This is a genomic window from Seongchinamella sediminis (assembly GCF_003457605.1).
Classification (GTDB): Bacteria; Pseudomonadota; Gammaproteobacteria; order Pseudomonadales; family Halieaceae; genus Halioglobus; species Halioglobus sediminis.
The window spans coordinates 98001-112992 of the sequence record NZ_QRAN01000009.1 but is presented as its reverse complement, the minus strand read 5'-3'; the positions used below and the strand labels follow the sequence as shown (position 1 = coordinate 112992).

The following is a 14992-nucleotide window of genomic DNA, read 5'->3' as shown; positions in this document are numbered from 1 at the left end:
GCTTCCTCCACAGGGTGTATTTGCAAAGCATAACAGCGGCTGGCAATTTGCCCCAAGCTGGTTGTCATTGCCGCGTCTACATGGATAATGGCCCTCTTCCCCACGGGCGGACCGCAGCAGGTGGCCCCCGCCAGCATTTTCGGAGAGTTCGAATGATTACCGGCAGTATCGTCGCCCTGGTTACGCCAATGCACGCCGACGGCAGCATCGACTGGGAAGCGCTTGAGCGCCTGTTGGACCTGCATATCGAAGCGGGTACCGCAGCCATCGGTGCGGTGGGTACCACGGGTGAAAGCGCCACCCTGAGCGTGCCCGAGCACTGCCAGGTGATCAGGCATACCGTGGAGTATGTCGCCGGCAGGTTGCCGGTTCTCGCCGGTACCGGCGCCAACGCCACCTGGGAGGCCATCGAGCTGACCCGGGCCGCGGCCGAGGCGGGCGCAGACGCCTGCCTGCTGGTAACCCCCTACTACAATCGCCCCACCCAGCGTGGCCTGTACCAGCACTTCAAGGCGGTGGCCGAGGCCGTAGCTATTCCACAGGTACTGTACAACGTACCCGGCAGGACCGCGGTGGACATGCTCAACGATACCGTCGAGCAGCTCGCTTCCATTGCCAACATTATCGGCGTCAAGGACGCCACCGGTGACCTGGAACGCGGGCGCGATCTCATTGCCCGCTGCGGCGACCGCATCGCGATTTACTCGGGAGACGACGCCACCGCCATGGAACTGATGCTGGCGGGTGGCAAGGGTAATATCTCGGTGACCGCCAATGTGGCCCCCCGGCAGATGGCGCAGCTGTGTGCCAGCGCCGTGGCCGGTGACCGCGAGGCGGCCAGCGCGATAAACGACCGCCTCAGCCCGCTCAACCGGGCCCTGTTCCTGCAGGCCAACCCGATACCGGTAAAGTGGGCCCTGCAGCAGCAGGGCCTGATCCAGGAGGGCATCCGCCTGCCGCTCACGCCCCTGGACCCTGAATTTCACGCCGAGGTCAAAGCCGCCCTGGAGGCGGCGTCAGCTTAATGAATATCACGCCCCTGACTCGTACGCTTATCGCCGGCGCCCTGCTGGTTTCTTTGTCCGGCTGCGGCTACCTGTTTGGTGACCAGGGTGTTTTCAGGGACAAGTCCGAAGACTACAAAAAAGCGCCGGATATGCCGGTAATCACGGTTCCCGAGACCAAGGACAGCGAAGCCCTGCAGGAAATATACCCGGTGCCGCCGGTGGCAAACGCCCTGCTGGCAAGCGAGGAGTTCGAGGTGCCGCGGCCGACGCCGCTGTCAGCCGGTGCCGAGGACGAGATTGTTCGCATCCAGAGCCTGGGCGAAGAGTCCTGGATCCTGGTGGCAGAGGCGCCGGGACAGGTCTGGCCGCAGGTGCGCAGCTTCTTTGCCAGCGCCGGTATTCCGGTCCCCCGGGTCGACGCCCGGGCCGGCACCATGGAGACCGGCTGGCTGGCACTGGAGAGCGCCACCATGGCAAGCCGTTTCAGGGTGCGGATAGAACAGGGCGTGCAGCGCGGCAACAGCGAGCTGCACGTGCTGCAACAGAACCAGGCCGGCGATATCAACGCCTGGCCCGACAGCTCCGACAATGCCGAACAGGAAGCGGAAATGCTGAAGGCGCTTGCCCAGTTCATCGCCAACAGTGCCGGCACCGCGCCGGTGTCGATGGTCGCCGAACAGGCGATCAGTGCCTCCGGCAAGATTTCCCTGCAGGAGACCGCGGGCGGCGAGCCCTTCATCCTGTTGACCCTGCCCTTCGACCGGGCCTGGGCCTCGCTGGGGCGGGGTCTGGAGAAATCCACCTTCGACATCACCGACCGCGACCGCAGCAGTGGGGTCTATTATGCGACTTTCAGCGGTCCGCAGGCCGAGGACGACGATGGCTGGTTTGACTGGCTGTGGGGCGGTGATGACGATCATCCCCAGGCCGGGCAACCCTTCATTGTCAGTGTCACCGCCGAAGATGAAAACAATGTGGCGATTTTCCTGCGGCATGCCGGGGAAGCCACCTCCCCGCTGGAGAAACGGGAAAAACAGGCATTGCTGACCATGATCAAGGGCAATATCGACTGACGCCCATGCGATTCGCCTCCCTGGGCTCAGGCAGCAAGGGTAACGCCACGGTGGTGCAGGCCGGGGCGACGACGCTGATGATCGACTGCGGCTTTTCCCTGCGGGAAACGACACGCCGCCTGCAGCGCCTGGGCCTGTCACCGGAGCAGCTGCAGGGGGTGCTGGTCACCCACGAGCACAGTGATCACTGCGCCGGCGTGGCCCGGCTCTCGGCCAGGCACGCCATCCCCGTTTACCTGACCCACGGCACCGCGGCCAGCGGCCGCCTCGATGGCGCCCACCGGCTGCATTGCTTCAATGCCGATGACGAGCTCGTTATCGGCGACTTCCGGGTGCAAACGGTGACCGTTCCCCACGATGCCGCGGAGCCCTGCCAGTTCCGCTTGAACGCCAACGGCCGCTCCCTGGGCATACTCACCGACCTCGGCTGTATCACCCCGCATGTGGTGGGCAGTTACCGCGACTGCCACAGCCTGGTGCTGGAGTTCAATCATGACGTCGATATGCTGCAGGCGGGGGAGTACCCGCCCCAGCTCAAGCGTCGGGTGGGCGGCGACTGGGGGCACCTGAACAACCTGCAGGCAGCAGAATTGCTGCGTCAGCTGGACCGCAGAGAGCGTTTGAACCACCTGGTGGTTGCCCACGTCAGTGAAAAGAACAACTCGCGGGCCTGTGCGGAACTCGCCCTCGATCCGGTGCTGGACGCCATGGATGCGGTGGTCTGGGCAGACCAGCAGGACGGCTTCGACTGGCTCCCGGTGTAGGCCCTGTGGCCGGCGTGCGGCGAGCCTACGGTGACTGGTAAGGCGCTCCGGGATTGAATACGCTGAGGCCCAGTTGCCGTGAGATCGCCTGGATGGCGAGCATGCCGCGGACGCTGTTGCCGGCGGGGGACAGCCGGGGCGAGAAGGTCGCAATCGCCAGTTTGCCGGGCGCCACCGCCACAATACCGCCACCCACGCCGCTCTTGGCGGGCAGCCCGGCGGTAAATGCCCACCAGCCGGATTCGTCGTAAAAGCCGCTGAGGGTCATCAGCGCCAGCAGGTGGGTGACCAGTGGCGCCTCCAGCACTCTCTCGCCGGTGGCGGGATTCACCCCGGCATTGGCGAGGGTAGCGCCCATGACGGCCAGTTGCCGGGCCGTAACCGCAACGCAACTCTGCTTGTTGTAAATATCCAGGGTGCTAGCGGCCTCGGCCTGCAACCAGCTTTCCTGCTGCAGCAGGTTTACCAGCGCCCGGTTGCGGTAGTTGCTGCCCGCTACCGAGCGATAGACATCCTCCTGTATGTGCAGTGGCTCGCCGGCAAACCTGCTGTAGTAGTCGAGCAGCAGCGGCCAGCGTTGTTCCGGCTCGGCGGCCTGGATAAGGCTGACCGCGGTGATGGCGCCGGCATTGACCAGCGGGTTAAGTGGCTCATTGCGCTGGCGAATGATGCCGGTCAGCGCGTTGAAGGGGTCGCCGGTGGGTTCCACCCCCAGTTCCCTGACCACAGCCTGGGGCCCGCGCTGCTGCATGACCAGCGCCGCGGTAAACGGCTTGGCGGCGGACATGATGGGGAAAGCCGTGCCGCTGTCGCCGCGGGCAATGACCCTGCCGTCCGCCGTCATCACGACTATGCCAAAACGGTCCGGCTCCGCCGCCGCCAGGGCGGGGATATACTGGGCGGGGTCGCCCTCATTGTGATCGCGGTAGGCCCGATAGGCGCTGTCGACTGCGGCCTCCAGCGCCGCGGTATCAAGCGCCGCAGCCGGCGCACCGGCGCTGGCCAGGGCCAGGAGCAGGCCTGCTGCGACGGCGGCGCCCAGTCGGGTCACGGGAATTGCGCGGGGGGCCTGCGGGCCCGGGTCGCCTGTTCGAAGGCATAGCCCAGTTCGATCAACCTCGGCTCGGAGCAGGCGGTGCCGATAAAGCTGACGCCGAATGGCATGGGCCTGGGGTCGAAGCCGTCGGGCAGGGGCGGTTGCAACTGGTTGGGGACGGTCGTAAACGGCACCACGACCGCGGGATAGCCCGCCTTGTTGAGGATGTTCTCTCCTTTCCAGGAGGGCATGAGCAGGGCATCCAGCTGGTGCGCCCTGAGGGCGGCATCGATGCCCTCACTGCGGGACAGGCGAATATCCTTGTCGCGGTCAGCACGCCAGCGGGCCCTGTCCGCGGTCACATCCATCTCATCGGAAATGTCCAGTTCGGCCTGGTCGTAGCGAATCGCATTCTTGTCCCTGTGCGCCAGGTTGAACTCGCGCAGGGCGGTGAGCGAGGCCACCGGCGCGCTGTCCCCCAGGCTGTCCAGCCAGCGATTGAAGTCACGCTTCATCCCGTACTTCAGAATGACCGAACAATTCTCGTCCCGGCCCTTGCCGTTGACGACGTCGTAGCAGTTCTGGAACAGCAGCTGGTTATCCGCCGCGACCGGGTTGACGACACTGGGAATATTGGCCGGATCGACAATCACCGCCCCCTGCGCGCGCAGCAGCTCAATCGCCCGGCTCATGGCGGCGCTCTCCCCGGATGACAAACCGCCCACCGGCTCGGTCTTCCCCGGGGGCACTACCGGCTGGTAGTAGTAGGCCCGGGGGATGCCGATACGCGCGCCGGCGAGGGCGTCAGCGCGCAGATGCGCGGCATAGCTGCCATCGGCGGGTGGCGGGCAGCTGCCGGTAGCCGGGTCCTGCTCGTCAACGCCTTCCATGGCCGCCAGCAGGGCGGCGGCGTCGGCCACGTACTTGGCCATGCTGCCGGCGGTGTCCTGGTCGGCGGTAATGGGAATAATGCCGTGGCGGCTGATCCGGCCCACGGTGGGCTTGATGGCCGCCAGCATGGTGTTATTGGCGGGTATCTCGATGGACCCGGAGGTCTCTGTGCCCACGCTGGCTGCCCAGAGATTGGCGGCCGTGCCGATGCCCGAACTGGAGCCGCCGGTGTCCATGACCGCGCGGCCGTCAGCGAAGCCGTCGCGGGGGTCGGGGCGGGGGTCGTAGGGATTATAGCCATAACCGCGCACAGCGTTGTAGCTGTTGGGCATGCCGGTGGCGACCCAGTTGGCCAGCTCCGTCAGGGTGGTCTTGGCGATGATTATCGCGCCGGCGTCACGCAGCTTTTGGACCAGGGTGGCCTCGTAGGGCGGGGTATAGTCCTTGAAGGCCAGTGCTCCGCCAGTGGTGGGCATGTCGGTGGTGTGAATGTTGTCCTTGAGGGCGATCGGGATCCCGTGCAGCGGGCCGCGCACCTTTCCCGCGGCCCGTTCCCGGTCCAGTTGTTGGGCTTCGGCCAGGGCCTTGCTGTTCACCGCCAGGGTGGCCCGCAGCTGGGGCTCATACCTGTCGATGCGCTCGAGGTACTGGGCCACGATTTGTTTTGCGGTGGTTTCACCACCGGCCATGGCTGCCTGCATGTCGGCAAAGCTGGCCTCTACCACCGTGAAGGTGTCGACTTCCTGACTCGCCGTCTCCGGCGCGTCGCTTGCGGCACAGGCACCCAGGTGCAGTGCCGCGAGCAGGGCGATTACCCGGTGGCTGGTATTCATGATTGCTTCTCCATTATCCGGGGCCAGGGCCAGCCCAGTCAGCCTGAACAGGCCCTAGAAGGTCCTGCCCAGCTTGTGTTTCAGGGTGAATTGAAGCCGGTAGTCTTCACCGCTGCGACCGCCGACGTCCTCATGTTTGCCGTACAGGAACTCAGGTCCGATCAGCAGTTCGGGGTAGGGCGTGTATAGCAGGTTGACGCTGGCGTAGACGCCGCTGTCGAACTCGTCGGCAGCCTGCTGCTTGCGGGGGTCCGCGTCATTGACGGAAAAGCCGATAGAGGATGACCATTCGCTGGACCAGTAGCGATCGTAGTAGGCCGTCACCCCGGTGATGGGTACCGCCTCGGCCCGGTTGTCCTCCGGGGCCAGGTTGACGCCGCCGTCATTGAAAAAGCTGGCTATGCCCTCGCCATGCACCAGGCCCAGCTTCAGCTGGTCGCGACCGACGGTATTGATGACCCCGGTGAGGTTGATGCCCCAGCCGGTCTCGTTCTCCGGTGAGGGGGCATCGGCGATCCCCCGGGCTTCGATTTCCAGATAACGCAGAACGGCGGCGACCTGGTAGTGACCCCAGTCGTAGTCGTCGCGCCAGCGGGCGGTGATATCGGGGTAGCGGGTACGGGCCTTGACGATGTCGTCGAAGCCCGGGGATATCTCGCCGAACTCGCCGCTGTTGAAGCTGCCATTGGGCTTCTCCGCCGCGATCGCGAATTGCGCGCTGTCATCCACGGCCCAGGAGTAGCGAATCTGCGCGTTGCGGTTGAACACCATGCCGGCGGGGCCCCACCAGTCCACCACGTTGGGAAAAATGGAAATGTCCATGAAGTTACTGTTGGTCTGGCCGAAACCCAGCGAGCCCAGTTCTATCCAGGCGTGACGGAGGTTGAACTTGGTGTCGCCGGCGTCGGAGCCGGTGCCGAAGAAGTCGAACTCAAACCAGGATTTCATCTCGCCCAGCGGGGTCGGTGTAGTGCCCTTGAAACCGAACTGGGTCTGCTTGACGCTGATGATGGTGTTGCCATCGGCGCCGAAAGTGTCTTCCACGGTGGGAATGGTCGATGGCCGCAGGGTGGATTCCCAGGTCGGGTCGACCCGCTTGAAATCGTAGATGGCATCCAGCTGGATGTGGCCATAGACATTGAGGCTGGCGTCGCCCCGGGTTTGCGCCAGTTCCGGTTCCTGTTCGGCGCGGGCCCGGTCCTGTTCCCCTGGTGCCGCGGTGCCAGCCTGGACGAGGCTGTCCTCACCTGCCTTCAGCCGTTCAAGTTCCTGGCGCATGGCGTCCAGCACCTGCTGCTGTTGGCGCAACTGTTGCTCCAGCATCTGGATGCGCTCGGTGTCGCTGGCGGCGAGAGTGGAAAGCGGGCTCAGGACAAGCAGTGAGGCAAACAGCAGGGCGGTGGCTTTGCGCATGACAATCTCCAGAGAATGGTCGGTAGAAGAGTAGCCCATTTCCCGCCGATTGGTAGCTTGCGCCAGTCCCGGGTGCAATTTGCTTTGAATCCGTCGTCGATCAGGAAGCCTGCTGCTCCCGCGCTTCTTCCCGGGCGCGGTCGCGCTTCCAGCGCCGGTTGCTCCACAGCCAGCTCTCCGGCTCTTCCCTGATGGCCTGTTCCGCCAGGGCCACGTAGCGGTCGGTAATGTCGTTGCTGTGCTTGTCGTAGGGTGGCCGGGCCAGTTCCTTGAATTCGATCTCGTAGTGGCCGGTGCGGCGGCGCCTGCACTGGGCGAACAGCACCGGAAAGCGGGTCATCTTGGCGATGGTTTCCGCGCCGAGATAAAAATTGGCCTCCTGGTTCATGAACTGCGTCCAGTAACCGCGCTCGCTGCGGATGGGTGACTGGTCCGCCACCATGACGAAAATGCGGAACTCCCGGCGCCGACGGATGATGTCCTTCACCGACTCGTCCATGGACAGCGGCCGCGAGCCGAACTGGCTGCGTATCTGGTAAATCAGTTTGTCTACCGCCGCGTTGTGCAGCGGCTTGTACACCGGGTCGATGGGAATCTGGAAGCGGGTGGTGGCACCGTGCAGCATCCACTCCCAGTTGCCCTGGTGGATGGTGAGCACAATCACCGACTTGCTGAAATTCTCGCTGTACTGCTCCAGCAATTCGGGATTGGTAATCCTGGCCCGCTCCAGGAAGTCCTCGGGGGGCATGCGCCGGGCCTTGATGATTTCCAGCGCTACCTGGCAGAGGCGCTGGTAGAAAGCTTTTTCCAGCCGGCGGCGCTCAGCCGGCGATTTTTCCGGGAAGGCATTGGCGAGGTTGGCCCTGACCACATCCCGTCGGTACCTGGCGACGTAATAGAGCAGCAGGTAGCACAGCCAGGCCACGGCGTAGAGCAGGCTGAAGGGCAGCAAGGCGAGCAGGCGCAGCAACATCAGCGGGCGCAGTGCCGGGGCAGGCTCAGGTCATCGAGACGGAACAGGGCATTGCCCGCCGGGCATTGCAGTGAGCCGTTACCTGCAAGGTCCAGCGTTTTCAGGGACAGCAGCTCATACAGCGGTACCGGGTCCACCACCTGGTTGTTGTCCAGGTAGAGTGTTTCCAGCAATGACAGCTTGCCCAGCGGTGCCAGGTTACGGATTTCGTTGGCGGACAGTTTCAGCTGCTGCAGGCCGGTGAACAGCTCCAGACCCTCCAGGCTGCTGATCCCCGCGTGGCTGCAGTTGAGGCTGGTCAGTTCCCTGGCCAGGGTGACCTTCTGGTCGGCAACTGCCTGCTCGACACAGGCCTGCAGAGCAGGATCGGCGAGCTCGAAATCGCTGAACAGCGGCCGCGGCGAATACACGACCCGGTCGTTAACCTTGAAGTCGAGGTCACTGCAGCCGCCGGACAGCAGTAGCAGGGTTATCAGAAACCAGCGCGTCATTCCTTGTCTCCCGGGAGTATTGGCCTGTGCGTCAGGGTGCCAATTTGGTCATGGCCCCAGCCTCACAGGCTACCTATAATAACATTGGATGTATTAAATTATGGAAAGCCTGATGACCGACTCGGTAAATACCGGCAACGGTTCCACGCCTGGACAGGCGTCGGCCAGTGATGCGATATCACTGGTACAGCGGGGTAACCTGAAGACCCTGGAAAAAACCCTGCGCAAGCAGTGGCGGCTGGGCCAGAATATCGTGTTGTGCTGGAGCGCCGACGAGCGCGGGCTGCTGGTCATATTCGTGCCCCACTACTTCCTCGGCAACTACTGTGCCGAGGGCGCCGAACACAGTGGCAACGAGGCCTACATCCGGGAGATGATCTCCGGCCAGCGGCGCAAAACCCGGGAGGAGATGTTCGCTGTGTCGCGGCGGCTGGAGGTGGCTCCCACCTTTATCAAGCTCAATACCGCCCTGAGTGAGGAACCGCTGGTGCTGCAGGCGGTGGAGCAACTGATCCGGCGCTATGGCCTGAGCTACGTGGAGAACCGGGCGGTATTACTGTTCGATATTGTCGAATTCTCGCTGTATACGCCCTTCGAGCAGGCGAGCCAGCTCAACAGCCTGTCCTATTCCCTCAATTCTGCCTACAACAAGCTGCTGTCCCAGGGCATAGAAATCAACTTCGCCCGCACCACCACCGGTGATGGTTACTACATCTGGAATCGCAGCCTGGGTCCGGAGGCGGACCGGGACCTGTTTTATTTCATGCTGCTGGTGGTGGCGGACAACGCTGTGGCGCGCGCCGCCTCGCGTGGCAATACCGTGCCCCTGATCCGCGCTGCCTACCACGTCGGCGGCCACTACGAGCTTTACCAGGCTGAGGGCGTCAACCCCACGGTGTTCAGTTACATCGTCGGCGATGTAACCATTGAGCTGGCGCGAATGGTCGAATTGGCCGCCGCCGGGCAACTGTTGATCGGCGACTTCTTCACCAGCCTGGGAGATGGACCGCTGGCCACTGAACGGGTGTCCACGCCGGCTTTTGTGGCGGCCTGCAACCGCGGGCTGGAGGCCGTGGTGGGGACCCAGCTGTCGAGCAAGCAGATATCGACCATTCAGTGCTGGCTCAGCAAAACCCGCGATGAGCAAGGGGAGTCCGTGCCCCGCCGCTTCCGGATTGTCGACAAGCACGGTTTCAATCACTACGCCTACAACCTGCAGCTCAAGGTCAGCCTGGAAGACAAGGAGTTGCTGCTGGGCCTGGACGATGCCGGGCTGGCGGCGGTTCCGCAAGCCACCGCCAAAGAAGCCGCGACAGCTGGGGGTGCGGTGCAGGCGGCCGAGGAGCAGCCGCCCGCCGCCAGCGCCGAGGCCATGTTCGATGACCTCGCCAGTCTGCTGCGCAAGCGCAAGTCCTCGATTTCCGAAGACTGAGCGCTGCAGCCGCGGTGAAGAGAGAGGCCTCATTGCCGGCCCTGCTGGCTGTCTGCCCCGGAGATGATTTGTCCCGGGACAGGGCCAGGCAACTGGCCGCGGAGCTGGACCTGCCGCTGCTGCCCCTGGCGACCGATCCCCGTCGCTGCCACTCGGCGGGGGCCCTGCTGCAGGTCCATGTCAACGGTATTGCCCTGCAGATCACCGGCAGGCAGGCGCCGGGCCCTGTTGCTGTTGATTTCGGCGCCTCCAGCATGCGTCACCGGCGTAACGCCGGGCACAATGAACTGTTGGGCAGGGCGGTGGGTATCGGCAAAAAGCCCGCCCTTCATGTCGTGGACGCCACCGCCGGTCTGGGCCGTGACAGCTTTGTGCTGGCTGATCTCGGGGTACAGGTCACGCTGTGCGAGCGTCATCCCGTGGTCGCGGCCATGCTGCGCAGCGGGCTGGAACTGGCCCAGGCCTCCACCGACCCCTGGCTCGCCAACGCCGCCGCCCGCATGACGCTGCTGGCGGGCGATGCCCGGGAACTGGCTGGTGGACAACTGGCAAACTGCGATGTGATTTATCTCGATCCCATGTTCAGGCAGCAGGACAAGCGCGCGGCAGTAAAAAAAGAGATGGCCCTGTTCCAGTACCTGCTGCAGGCCGAGCCCGATAGCAACCACGAGCTGTTGCGCTGGGCCCTGGGCTGCCCTGTGGCCAGGGTGGTGGTGAAGCGGCCGCTAAAAGCCGCTCCCCTGGCCGCCGTTGCGCCCTCCCACAGCATCAGAGGCAAGGCGGTGCGCTACGATGTACACGTGCTTTCCAGCCTCAATTGACAGCGACAGGGTCGGCAGCAGCGACTATCATTGCCGGCTTCCCAGCCACAGGAGATCACACCATGTCGCAACAGCAGAGTATCGCCCTGGTGACGGGGGCGTCCTCGGGAATCGGCGAGGAATTTTGCCGGCAACTGGCGGGCCGCTGTGAGCGGATAATCGCCGTGGCCCGGCGCCGCGATCGCCTGGAGGCGCTGCGCGAGGAACTGGCAGGCGAAACCGAGCTGCATCCTGTGACTGCCGACCTGCTCAGTGTCGAGGGCGTGGCCCAAACCATGGAAATACTGCGCCAGAAGGGGCCGGTGGATATTCTGGTGAACAATGCCGGGTTCAGCACATACGGCTACTTTATCGAGGCGCCGGTGGGCGAACAGCGGGATATGCTCAACCTCCACTGCGAGGCCAGCATCACCCTGACCCGGGCGGCGCTGCCATTTATGCGCGAGCTGGGGCGGGGGCAGATTATCAACCTGTCTTCGCTGGGGGCGTTCCTGCCCGGACCGATGCTGTCGGTATACGGCGCCAGCAAGTCGTTCCTGAGCTATTTCAGCCTGGGCCTGCAGCAGGAACTGGCCGCCACGGGTATCCGGGTGCAGGCCCTGTGCCCCGGCCTGGTGCGCACGGAAATACATCAGCCGATGAAGGACAGGGGCTTCGCTACAGAGTCATTCCCGGACGAGATGTGGATGCAGGCGGAGGAAGTGGTCACCGCCAGCCTGGCGGCGCTGAACACTGACAAGGTACTGGTCGTGCCCGGAGAGGATAACCTGGCGCTGGCCCGCAAGGGCGTGCAGGGATTACTGGCCGCCCTGGGCTAGGGCCAGCTCAGTTAGTGTGAACAGGCCCCAGCAGACGCTGGAGAATACCGCGGTAGATTGCTGTCAGCCGCGGCAGGTCAGGCGCGTGTACTTCCTCATTGAGCTTGTGGATAGTGGCGTTGATCGGGCCCAGCTCCACAACCTGGGCGCCACTGGGGGCGATGAAGCGGCCGTCGGAGGTGCCGCCCGACGTGGAGAGCTGGCTCTCCAGGCCGGTGACCTCGCGGATGCTTTGCACCGCGGCGTCCACCAGCTCGCCGCTGGGCGTCAGGAAGGGCTGGCCACTGAGGTTCCACTCAATGCTGTAATCCAGCTGGTGGGCGTCGAGGATGGCCTCGGTGCGCTGGCGCAGCTCGACATCGGTGACCTCGGTTGAAAAGCGGAAATTGAATACCACCTCCAGTTCACCGGGAATCACGTTGGTGGCGCCGGTGCCGCCATTGATATTGGATACCTGCATGGAGGTGGGCGGGAAGAAACTGTTGCCGGCATCCCACTCTTGTGCCGCCAGTACCGCCAGCGCCGGCGCCGCGCGGTGGATGGGATTGTCCGCCAGGTGCGGATAGGCAATATGGCCCTGCATACCCTTTATCGTCAGCCGGGCGTTGAGCGAGCCCCGGCGGCCGTTCTTGATCACGTCGCCCAGGGCACTGGAGCTGGAGGGTTCCCCGACCAGGCACCAGTCAATCTTTTCATCCCGCTGCTGTAGCCATTCCATCACCCGCACCGTGCCGTCCACCGCCGGGCCCTCCTCGTCGGAGGTAATCAGGAAAGCTATGCGCCCGTGGTGGTCTGGATGTGCGGCGACGAACTCCTCACAGGCAACAACCATGGCGGCGAGGCTGGCTTTCATGTCGGCGGTACCGCGACCGTAGAGCGTATCGCCCACCAGGGTGGGTTCGAATGGCGGGGTGCGCCACTGCGATTCAGGGCCAGTGGGAACCACATCGGTGTGGCCGGCAAATGCCAGCAGCGGGCCGCTGTCGCCACGCACCGCCCAGAAGTTGTCCACCTCGCCGAAGCGCAGCGGCGTGCAGTGGAAGCCAATGGCCTCCAGCCGGGACATCATCAGCGCCTGGCAGCCCCTGTCCTCGGGGGTAACCGAGGCCCGGCGAATCAGGTCGCAGCACAGTGACAGGGTGTTATCCATGCTCAGTACAAGCAGGCCCTAGTTGTGGGCGTGCAACTCCTCGTTGAGCTCGACCGCTGAGCGGTTGGTCAGGCATTCCACCGCCCCGGTGCTGGAATTGCGCCGGAACAGCAGGTCGGATTTGCCGGCCAGCTCCCGGGCCTTGATGGTCTCTACCGGCATGCCGTCAGCATCGAGCATATTGACCTTGGTGCCGGCGGTAACGAACAGGCCGGCCTCCACGGTGCAGCGGTCGCCCAGGGGAATGCCGATCCCGGCGTTGGCGCCGATCAGGCACTCGCGGCCAACCGAGATCACGATATTGCCGCCGCCGGACAGGGTGCCGATGGTGGAACAGCCGCCGCCGAGGTCCGAGCCCTGGCCGACCATGACGCCGGCGGAAATGCGGCCCTCGATCATGCCCGGGCCCTCGGTGCCGGCGTTAAAGTTGACGAAGCCCTCGTGCATGACAGTGGTGCCCTCGCCGAGGTAGGCGCCGAGACGGACCCGGGCGGTGTGGGCGATACGAACGCCGGCGGGCACCACGTAGTTGCTCATCTTCGGGAACTTGTCGACGCAGCTGACTTCCAGCAGGTCGCCGCGCAGGCGGGCAGACAATTGCCGCTTGGGCAACTCCTCGAGATCGATAGCGCCTTCATTGGTCCAGGCGACATTGGGTAGCACGCCAAACAGGCCGTCGAGATTGGTGCCGTGGGGCTTGACCAGCCGGTGGGACAGCAGGTGCAGTTTCAGGTAGCCCTCGGGGACGTTGGCGGGGGCGCAATCCTCCGCCAGCAGCACGGCAACGGCCGGGCGGCCACTGTCGCGCAGGCGGCCCGCCAGCGTCGCCTGCTCGCTGGCCCCGGCCTCGGCGAGGGCGCTTTGCAGGGCTCGCAGGCCGTCTTCATCCAGTTCGGTATTGCTGTCCAGGCCGGCGACTGCAGTCTGTATTTCTGCGGAGGGAGCCAGCAGGGGAGCGGGGAAGAATACTTCCAGCCACTCGCCCTTGCTGTTCTGGGTGCCCACACCCAGGCCGAAGGCAAAAGCGGAATCAGTCATTGTGTTACCTGTGTTCGATACACCCTAGAGGGTGTGGTGATTGAAAATGTCCTGGTAGCGAGCGGCGGAAAAACCACAGTGGCGTTCGTGGCCGATGTCCAGCAGCGGTCTTTTGAACAGGGTGGGCTGCTCGACAATAAGCTGCAGGGCCGTGCTGTCGTCCATTTTGTCACGCACAGCCGGATCCAATCCTTTCCAGGTGGTGCTGCGTTTGTTGACCAGGGTTTCCCAGCCCAGTTCCTCCAGCCAGCCGGCAACGGTGGCGGTACTCAGGCCCTCTTCGCGAACATCGTGGAAGCGATACTCTATGCCTCTGTCATCGAGCCACTTCCGGGCCTTCTTGATCGTGTCACAATTCTTGATGCCGTATACGGTGATCACCGGGAGCCTGCTGCCGTGCTATTTTGGGGGCGCTAGAATAGCAAATCAGCCGCTGCAGGGCACCTCTGATTATCAGCGGCGACGATGCTATATTGGCCGCCCGCTGGCATTCCGGGCAAACCGTAACGAGAGGTGAATCAATGGAGTTAGAGAGTAACGCGCTGGCCCTGCCGGTAGCGACCATGCTGCTGTTAACCCTGGTAGTGTGGGTCACGCTGTTTGTGACCCGGATGAAGTACCTGACGGCCAACAAGGTGGATGCGGAACGACTGAAGACCCCGGCGGATGTCCAGGCGCTCATCCCCGGCGATGTCTCCGCTGCCGCCAATAACTTCAAGAACCTGTTTGAAGTGCCGGTGGTATTTTATGTCACCTGTTTCTACCTGACCCTGTTCGGCCAGGTGGACAGCCTGCACCTGGGCTGTGCCTGGGTATTCGTCGCCGGCCGCATCCTGCACAGTTTCATCCACTGCAGCTACAACCGGGTGATGCACCGCTTCCTGGTCTACCTGCTGTCGTCACTGGCGCTGTGGGTGATGGTGGTAAGAGCCTTCCTGGCAGCGGTGTAAGCGCGTCAGCCGGCGCCGGCGGCTTTCAGTACCGCGGCGTAACCGGCGCCGTGACGGTGTTCGGATACGATGTCCAGCACGGTCTCGCCGTCGGGCCCGCGGGCGTTGATGTCCCGCCCCTGGTTGCTGAAAAAGCCCACGAACAACTCGAAATCCGCTGCCCGCATGCTCCGGTAGGCCTTGTACAGCATGTGGAAATCCTCGTTGCTGCCGTCGTGGGGCCGCACCTCGAGGAAGCTTTTCACGTGGTCCTCGGTCCAGACCTCGTCGAGTACTTTTTGCTTGTCTTTCTTCATGGGTAA

General features: G+C 63.9%; 16 protein-coding genes. 7 read left to right on the top strand and 9 right to left on the bottom strand.

All coding sequences use genetic code 11. The annotated features are described in order from the left end of the window. Positions 1-152: 152 nt before the first annotated feature. The 3 genes from dapA to DWB85_RS10165 are packed head-to-tail and all read left to right on the top strand — an operon-like array spanning position 153 to position 2844. Positions 153-1025, top strand: a complete 873-nt coding sequence (gene dapA, locus DWB85_RS10175) for a 4-hydroxy-tetrahydrodipicolinate synthase (RefSeq protein ID WP_117954130.1) — start codon at positions 153-155, stop codon at positions 1023-1025. After that, a complete protein-coding gene (gene bamC / locus DWB85_RS10170) occupies positions 1025-2080 on the top strand; it encodes an outer membrane protein assembly factor BamC (RefSeq protein WP_117954129.1) in 1056 nt (351 codons plus the stop codon). Before dapA ends, bamC begins: the two co-directional genes overlap by 1 nt. Positions 2081-2085: 5 nt before the next feature. Then, positions 2086-2844 carry an MBL fold metallo-hydrolase gene (locus DWB85_RS10165; RefSeq protein ID WP_117954128.1) on the top strand — a complete coding sequence of 253 codons (759 nt, stop codon included), beginning with the start codon at positions 2086-2088 and terminating at the stop codon, positions 2842-2844. Positions 2845-2869: 25 nt separating this feature from the next. On the opposite strand, the gene glsA is transcribed toward DWB85_RS10165, so the two are convergent. The 5 genes from glsA to DWB85_RS10140 form a co-directional block, all read right to left on the bottom strand. Then, positions 2870-3895, bottom strand: a complete 1026-nt coding sequence (gene glsA / locus DWB85_RS10160; RefSeq protein WP_162846077.1) for a glutaminase A — start codon at positions 3893-3895, stop codon at positions 2870-2872. Then, positions 3892-5604 carry an amidase family protein gene (locus DWB85_RS10155; RefSeq protein ID WP_117954126.1) on the bottom strand — a complete coding sequence of 571 codons (1713 nt, stop codon included), beginning with the start codon at positions 5602-5604 and terminating at the stop codon, positions 3892-3894. The genes glsA and DWB85_RS10155 overlap by 4 nt, the downstream gene beginning before the upstream one ends. A gap of 54 nt (positions 5605-5658) precedes the next feature. Next, positions 5659-7017, bottom strand: coding sequence for a DcaP family trimeric outer membrane transporter (locus DWB85_RS10150; protein ID WP_162846076.1), 1359 nt, complete (start codon positions 7015-7017; stop codon positions 5659-5661). A 100-nt stretch (positions 7018-7117) separates the two neighbouring features. After that, positions 7118-7990 carry a lysophospholipid acyltransferase family protein gene (locus DWB85_RS10145; protein WP_117954124.1) on the bottom strand — a complete coding sequence of 291 codons (873 nt, stop codon included), beginning with the start codon at positions 7988-7990 and terminating at the stop codon, positions 7118-7120. Beyond that, positions 7990-8481, bottom strand: coding sequence for a leucine-rich repeat domain-containing protein (locus DWB85_RS10140; RefSeq protein WP_117954123.1), 492 nt, complete (start codon positions 8479-8481; stop codon positions 7990-7992). Before DWB85_RS10140 ends, DWB85_RS10145 begins: the two co-directional genes overlap by 1 nt. Positions 8482-8593: 112 nt before the next feature. Here DWB85_RS10140 and DWB85_RS10135 point away from each other — a divergent pair, with 112 nt between their 5' ends. From DWB85_RS10135 to DWB85_RS10125, 3 genes are all read left to right on the top strand, one after another. Continuing rightward, a complete protein-coding gene (locus DWB85_RS10135) occupies positions 8594-9913 on the top strand; it encodes a hypothetical protein (protein ID WP_117954256.1) in 1320 nt (439 codons plus the stop codon). A gap of 14 nt (positions 9914-9927) precedes the next feature. After that, positions 9928-10734, top strand: a complete 807-nt coding sequence (locus DWB85_RS10130; protein ID WP_205422709.1) for a class I SAM-dependent methyltransferase — start codon at positions 9928-9930, stop codon at positions 10732-10734. Positions 10735-10796: 62 nt separating this feature from the next. Next, positions 10797-11552 (top strand): SDR family NAD(P)-dependent oxidoreductase, encoded by a 756-nt coding sequence (locus DWB85_RS10125; RefSeq protein ID WP_117954121.1) that lies wholly within the window; start codon positions 10797-10799, stop codon positions 11550-11552. A gap of 7 nt (positions 11553-11559) precedes the next feature. On the opposite strand, the gene dapE is transcribed toward DWB85_RS10125, so the two are convergent. Genes dapE through DWB85_RS10110 form a run of 3 tightly spaced genes read right to left on the bottom strand, consistent with a single transcriptional unit; the run spans position 11560 to position 14121 of the window. After that, positions 11560-12702: a succinyl-diaminopimelate desuccinylase gene (gene dapE / locus DWB85_RS10120; protein ID WP_117954120.1), complete on the bottom strand. Its 1143-nt coding sequence runs from the start codon at positions 12700-12702 to the stop codon at positions 11560-11562. An 18-nt stretch (positions 12703-12720) separates the two neighbouring features. Then, the gene (gene dapD, locus DWB85_RS10115) at positions 12721-13740 is read right to left on the bottom strand and encodes a 2,3,4,5-tetrahydropyridine-2,6-dicarboxylate N-succinyltransferase (protein ID WP_117954119.1); all 1020 of its coding nucleotides are present in this window, start codon (positions 13738-13740) and stop codon (positions 12721-12723) included. 24 nt (positions 13741-13764) lie between these two features. After that, positions 13765-14121: an ArsC family reductase gene (locus DWB85_RS10110; RefSeq protein ID WP_117954118.1), complete on the bottom strand. Its 357-nt coding sequence runs from the start codon at positions 14119-14121 to the stop codon at positions 13765-13767. Between the two features lie 140 nt (positions 14122-14261). Between DWB85_RS10110 and DWB85_RS10105 the strand changes: the two genes are divergently transcribed. After that, positions 14262-14690 (top strand): MAPEG family protein, encoded by a 429-nt coding sequence (locus DWB85_RS10105; protein ID WP_117954117.1) that lies wholly within the window; start codon positions 14262-14264, stop codon positions 14688-14690. Positions 14691-14695: 5 nt separating this feature from the next. On the opposite strand, the gene DWB85_RS10100 is transcribed toward DWB85_RS10105, so the two are convergent. Next, positions 14696-14986: a PA4642 family protein gene (locus tag DWB85_RS10100; protein ID WP_117954116.1), complete on the bottom strand. Its 291-nt coding sequence runs from the start codon at positions 14984-14986 to the stop codon at positions 14696-14698. Between the last annotated feature and the right edge of the window lie 6 nt (positions 14987-14992).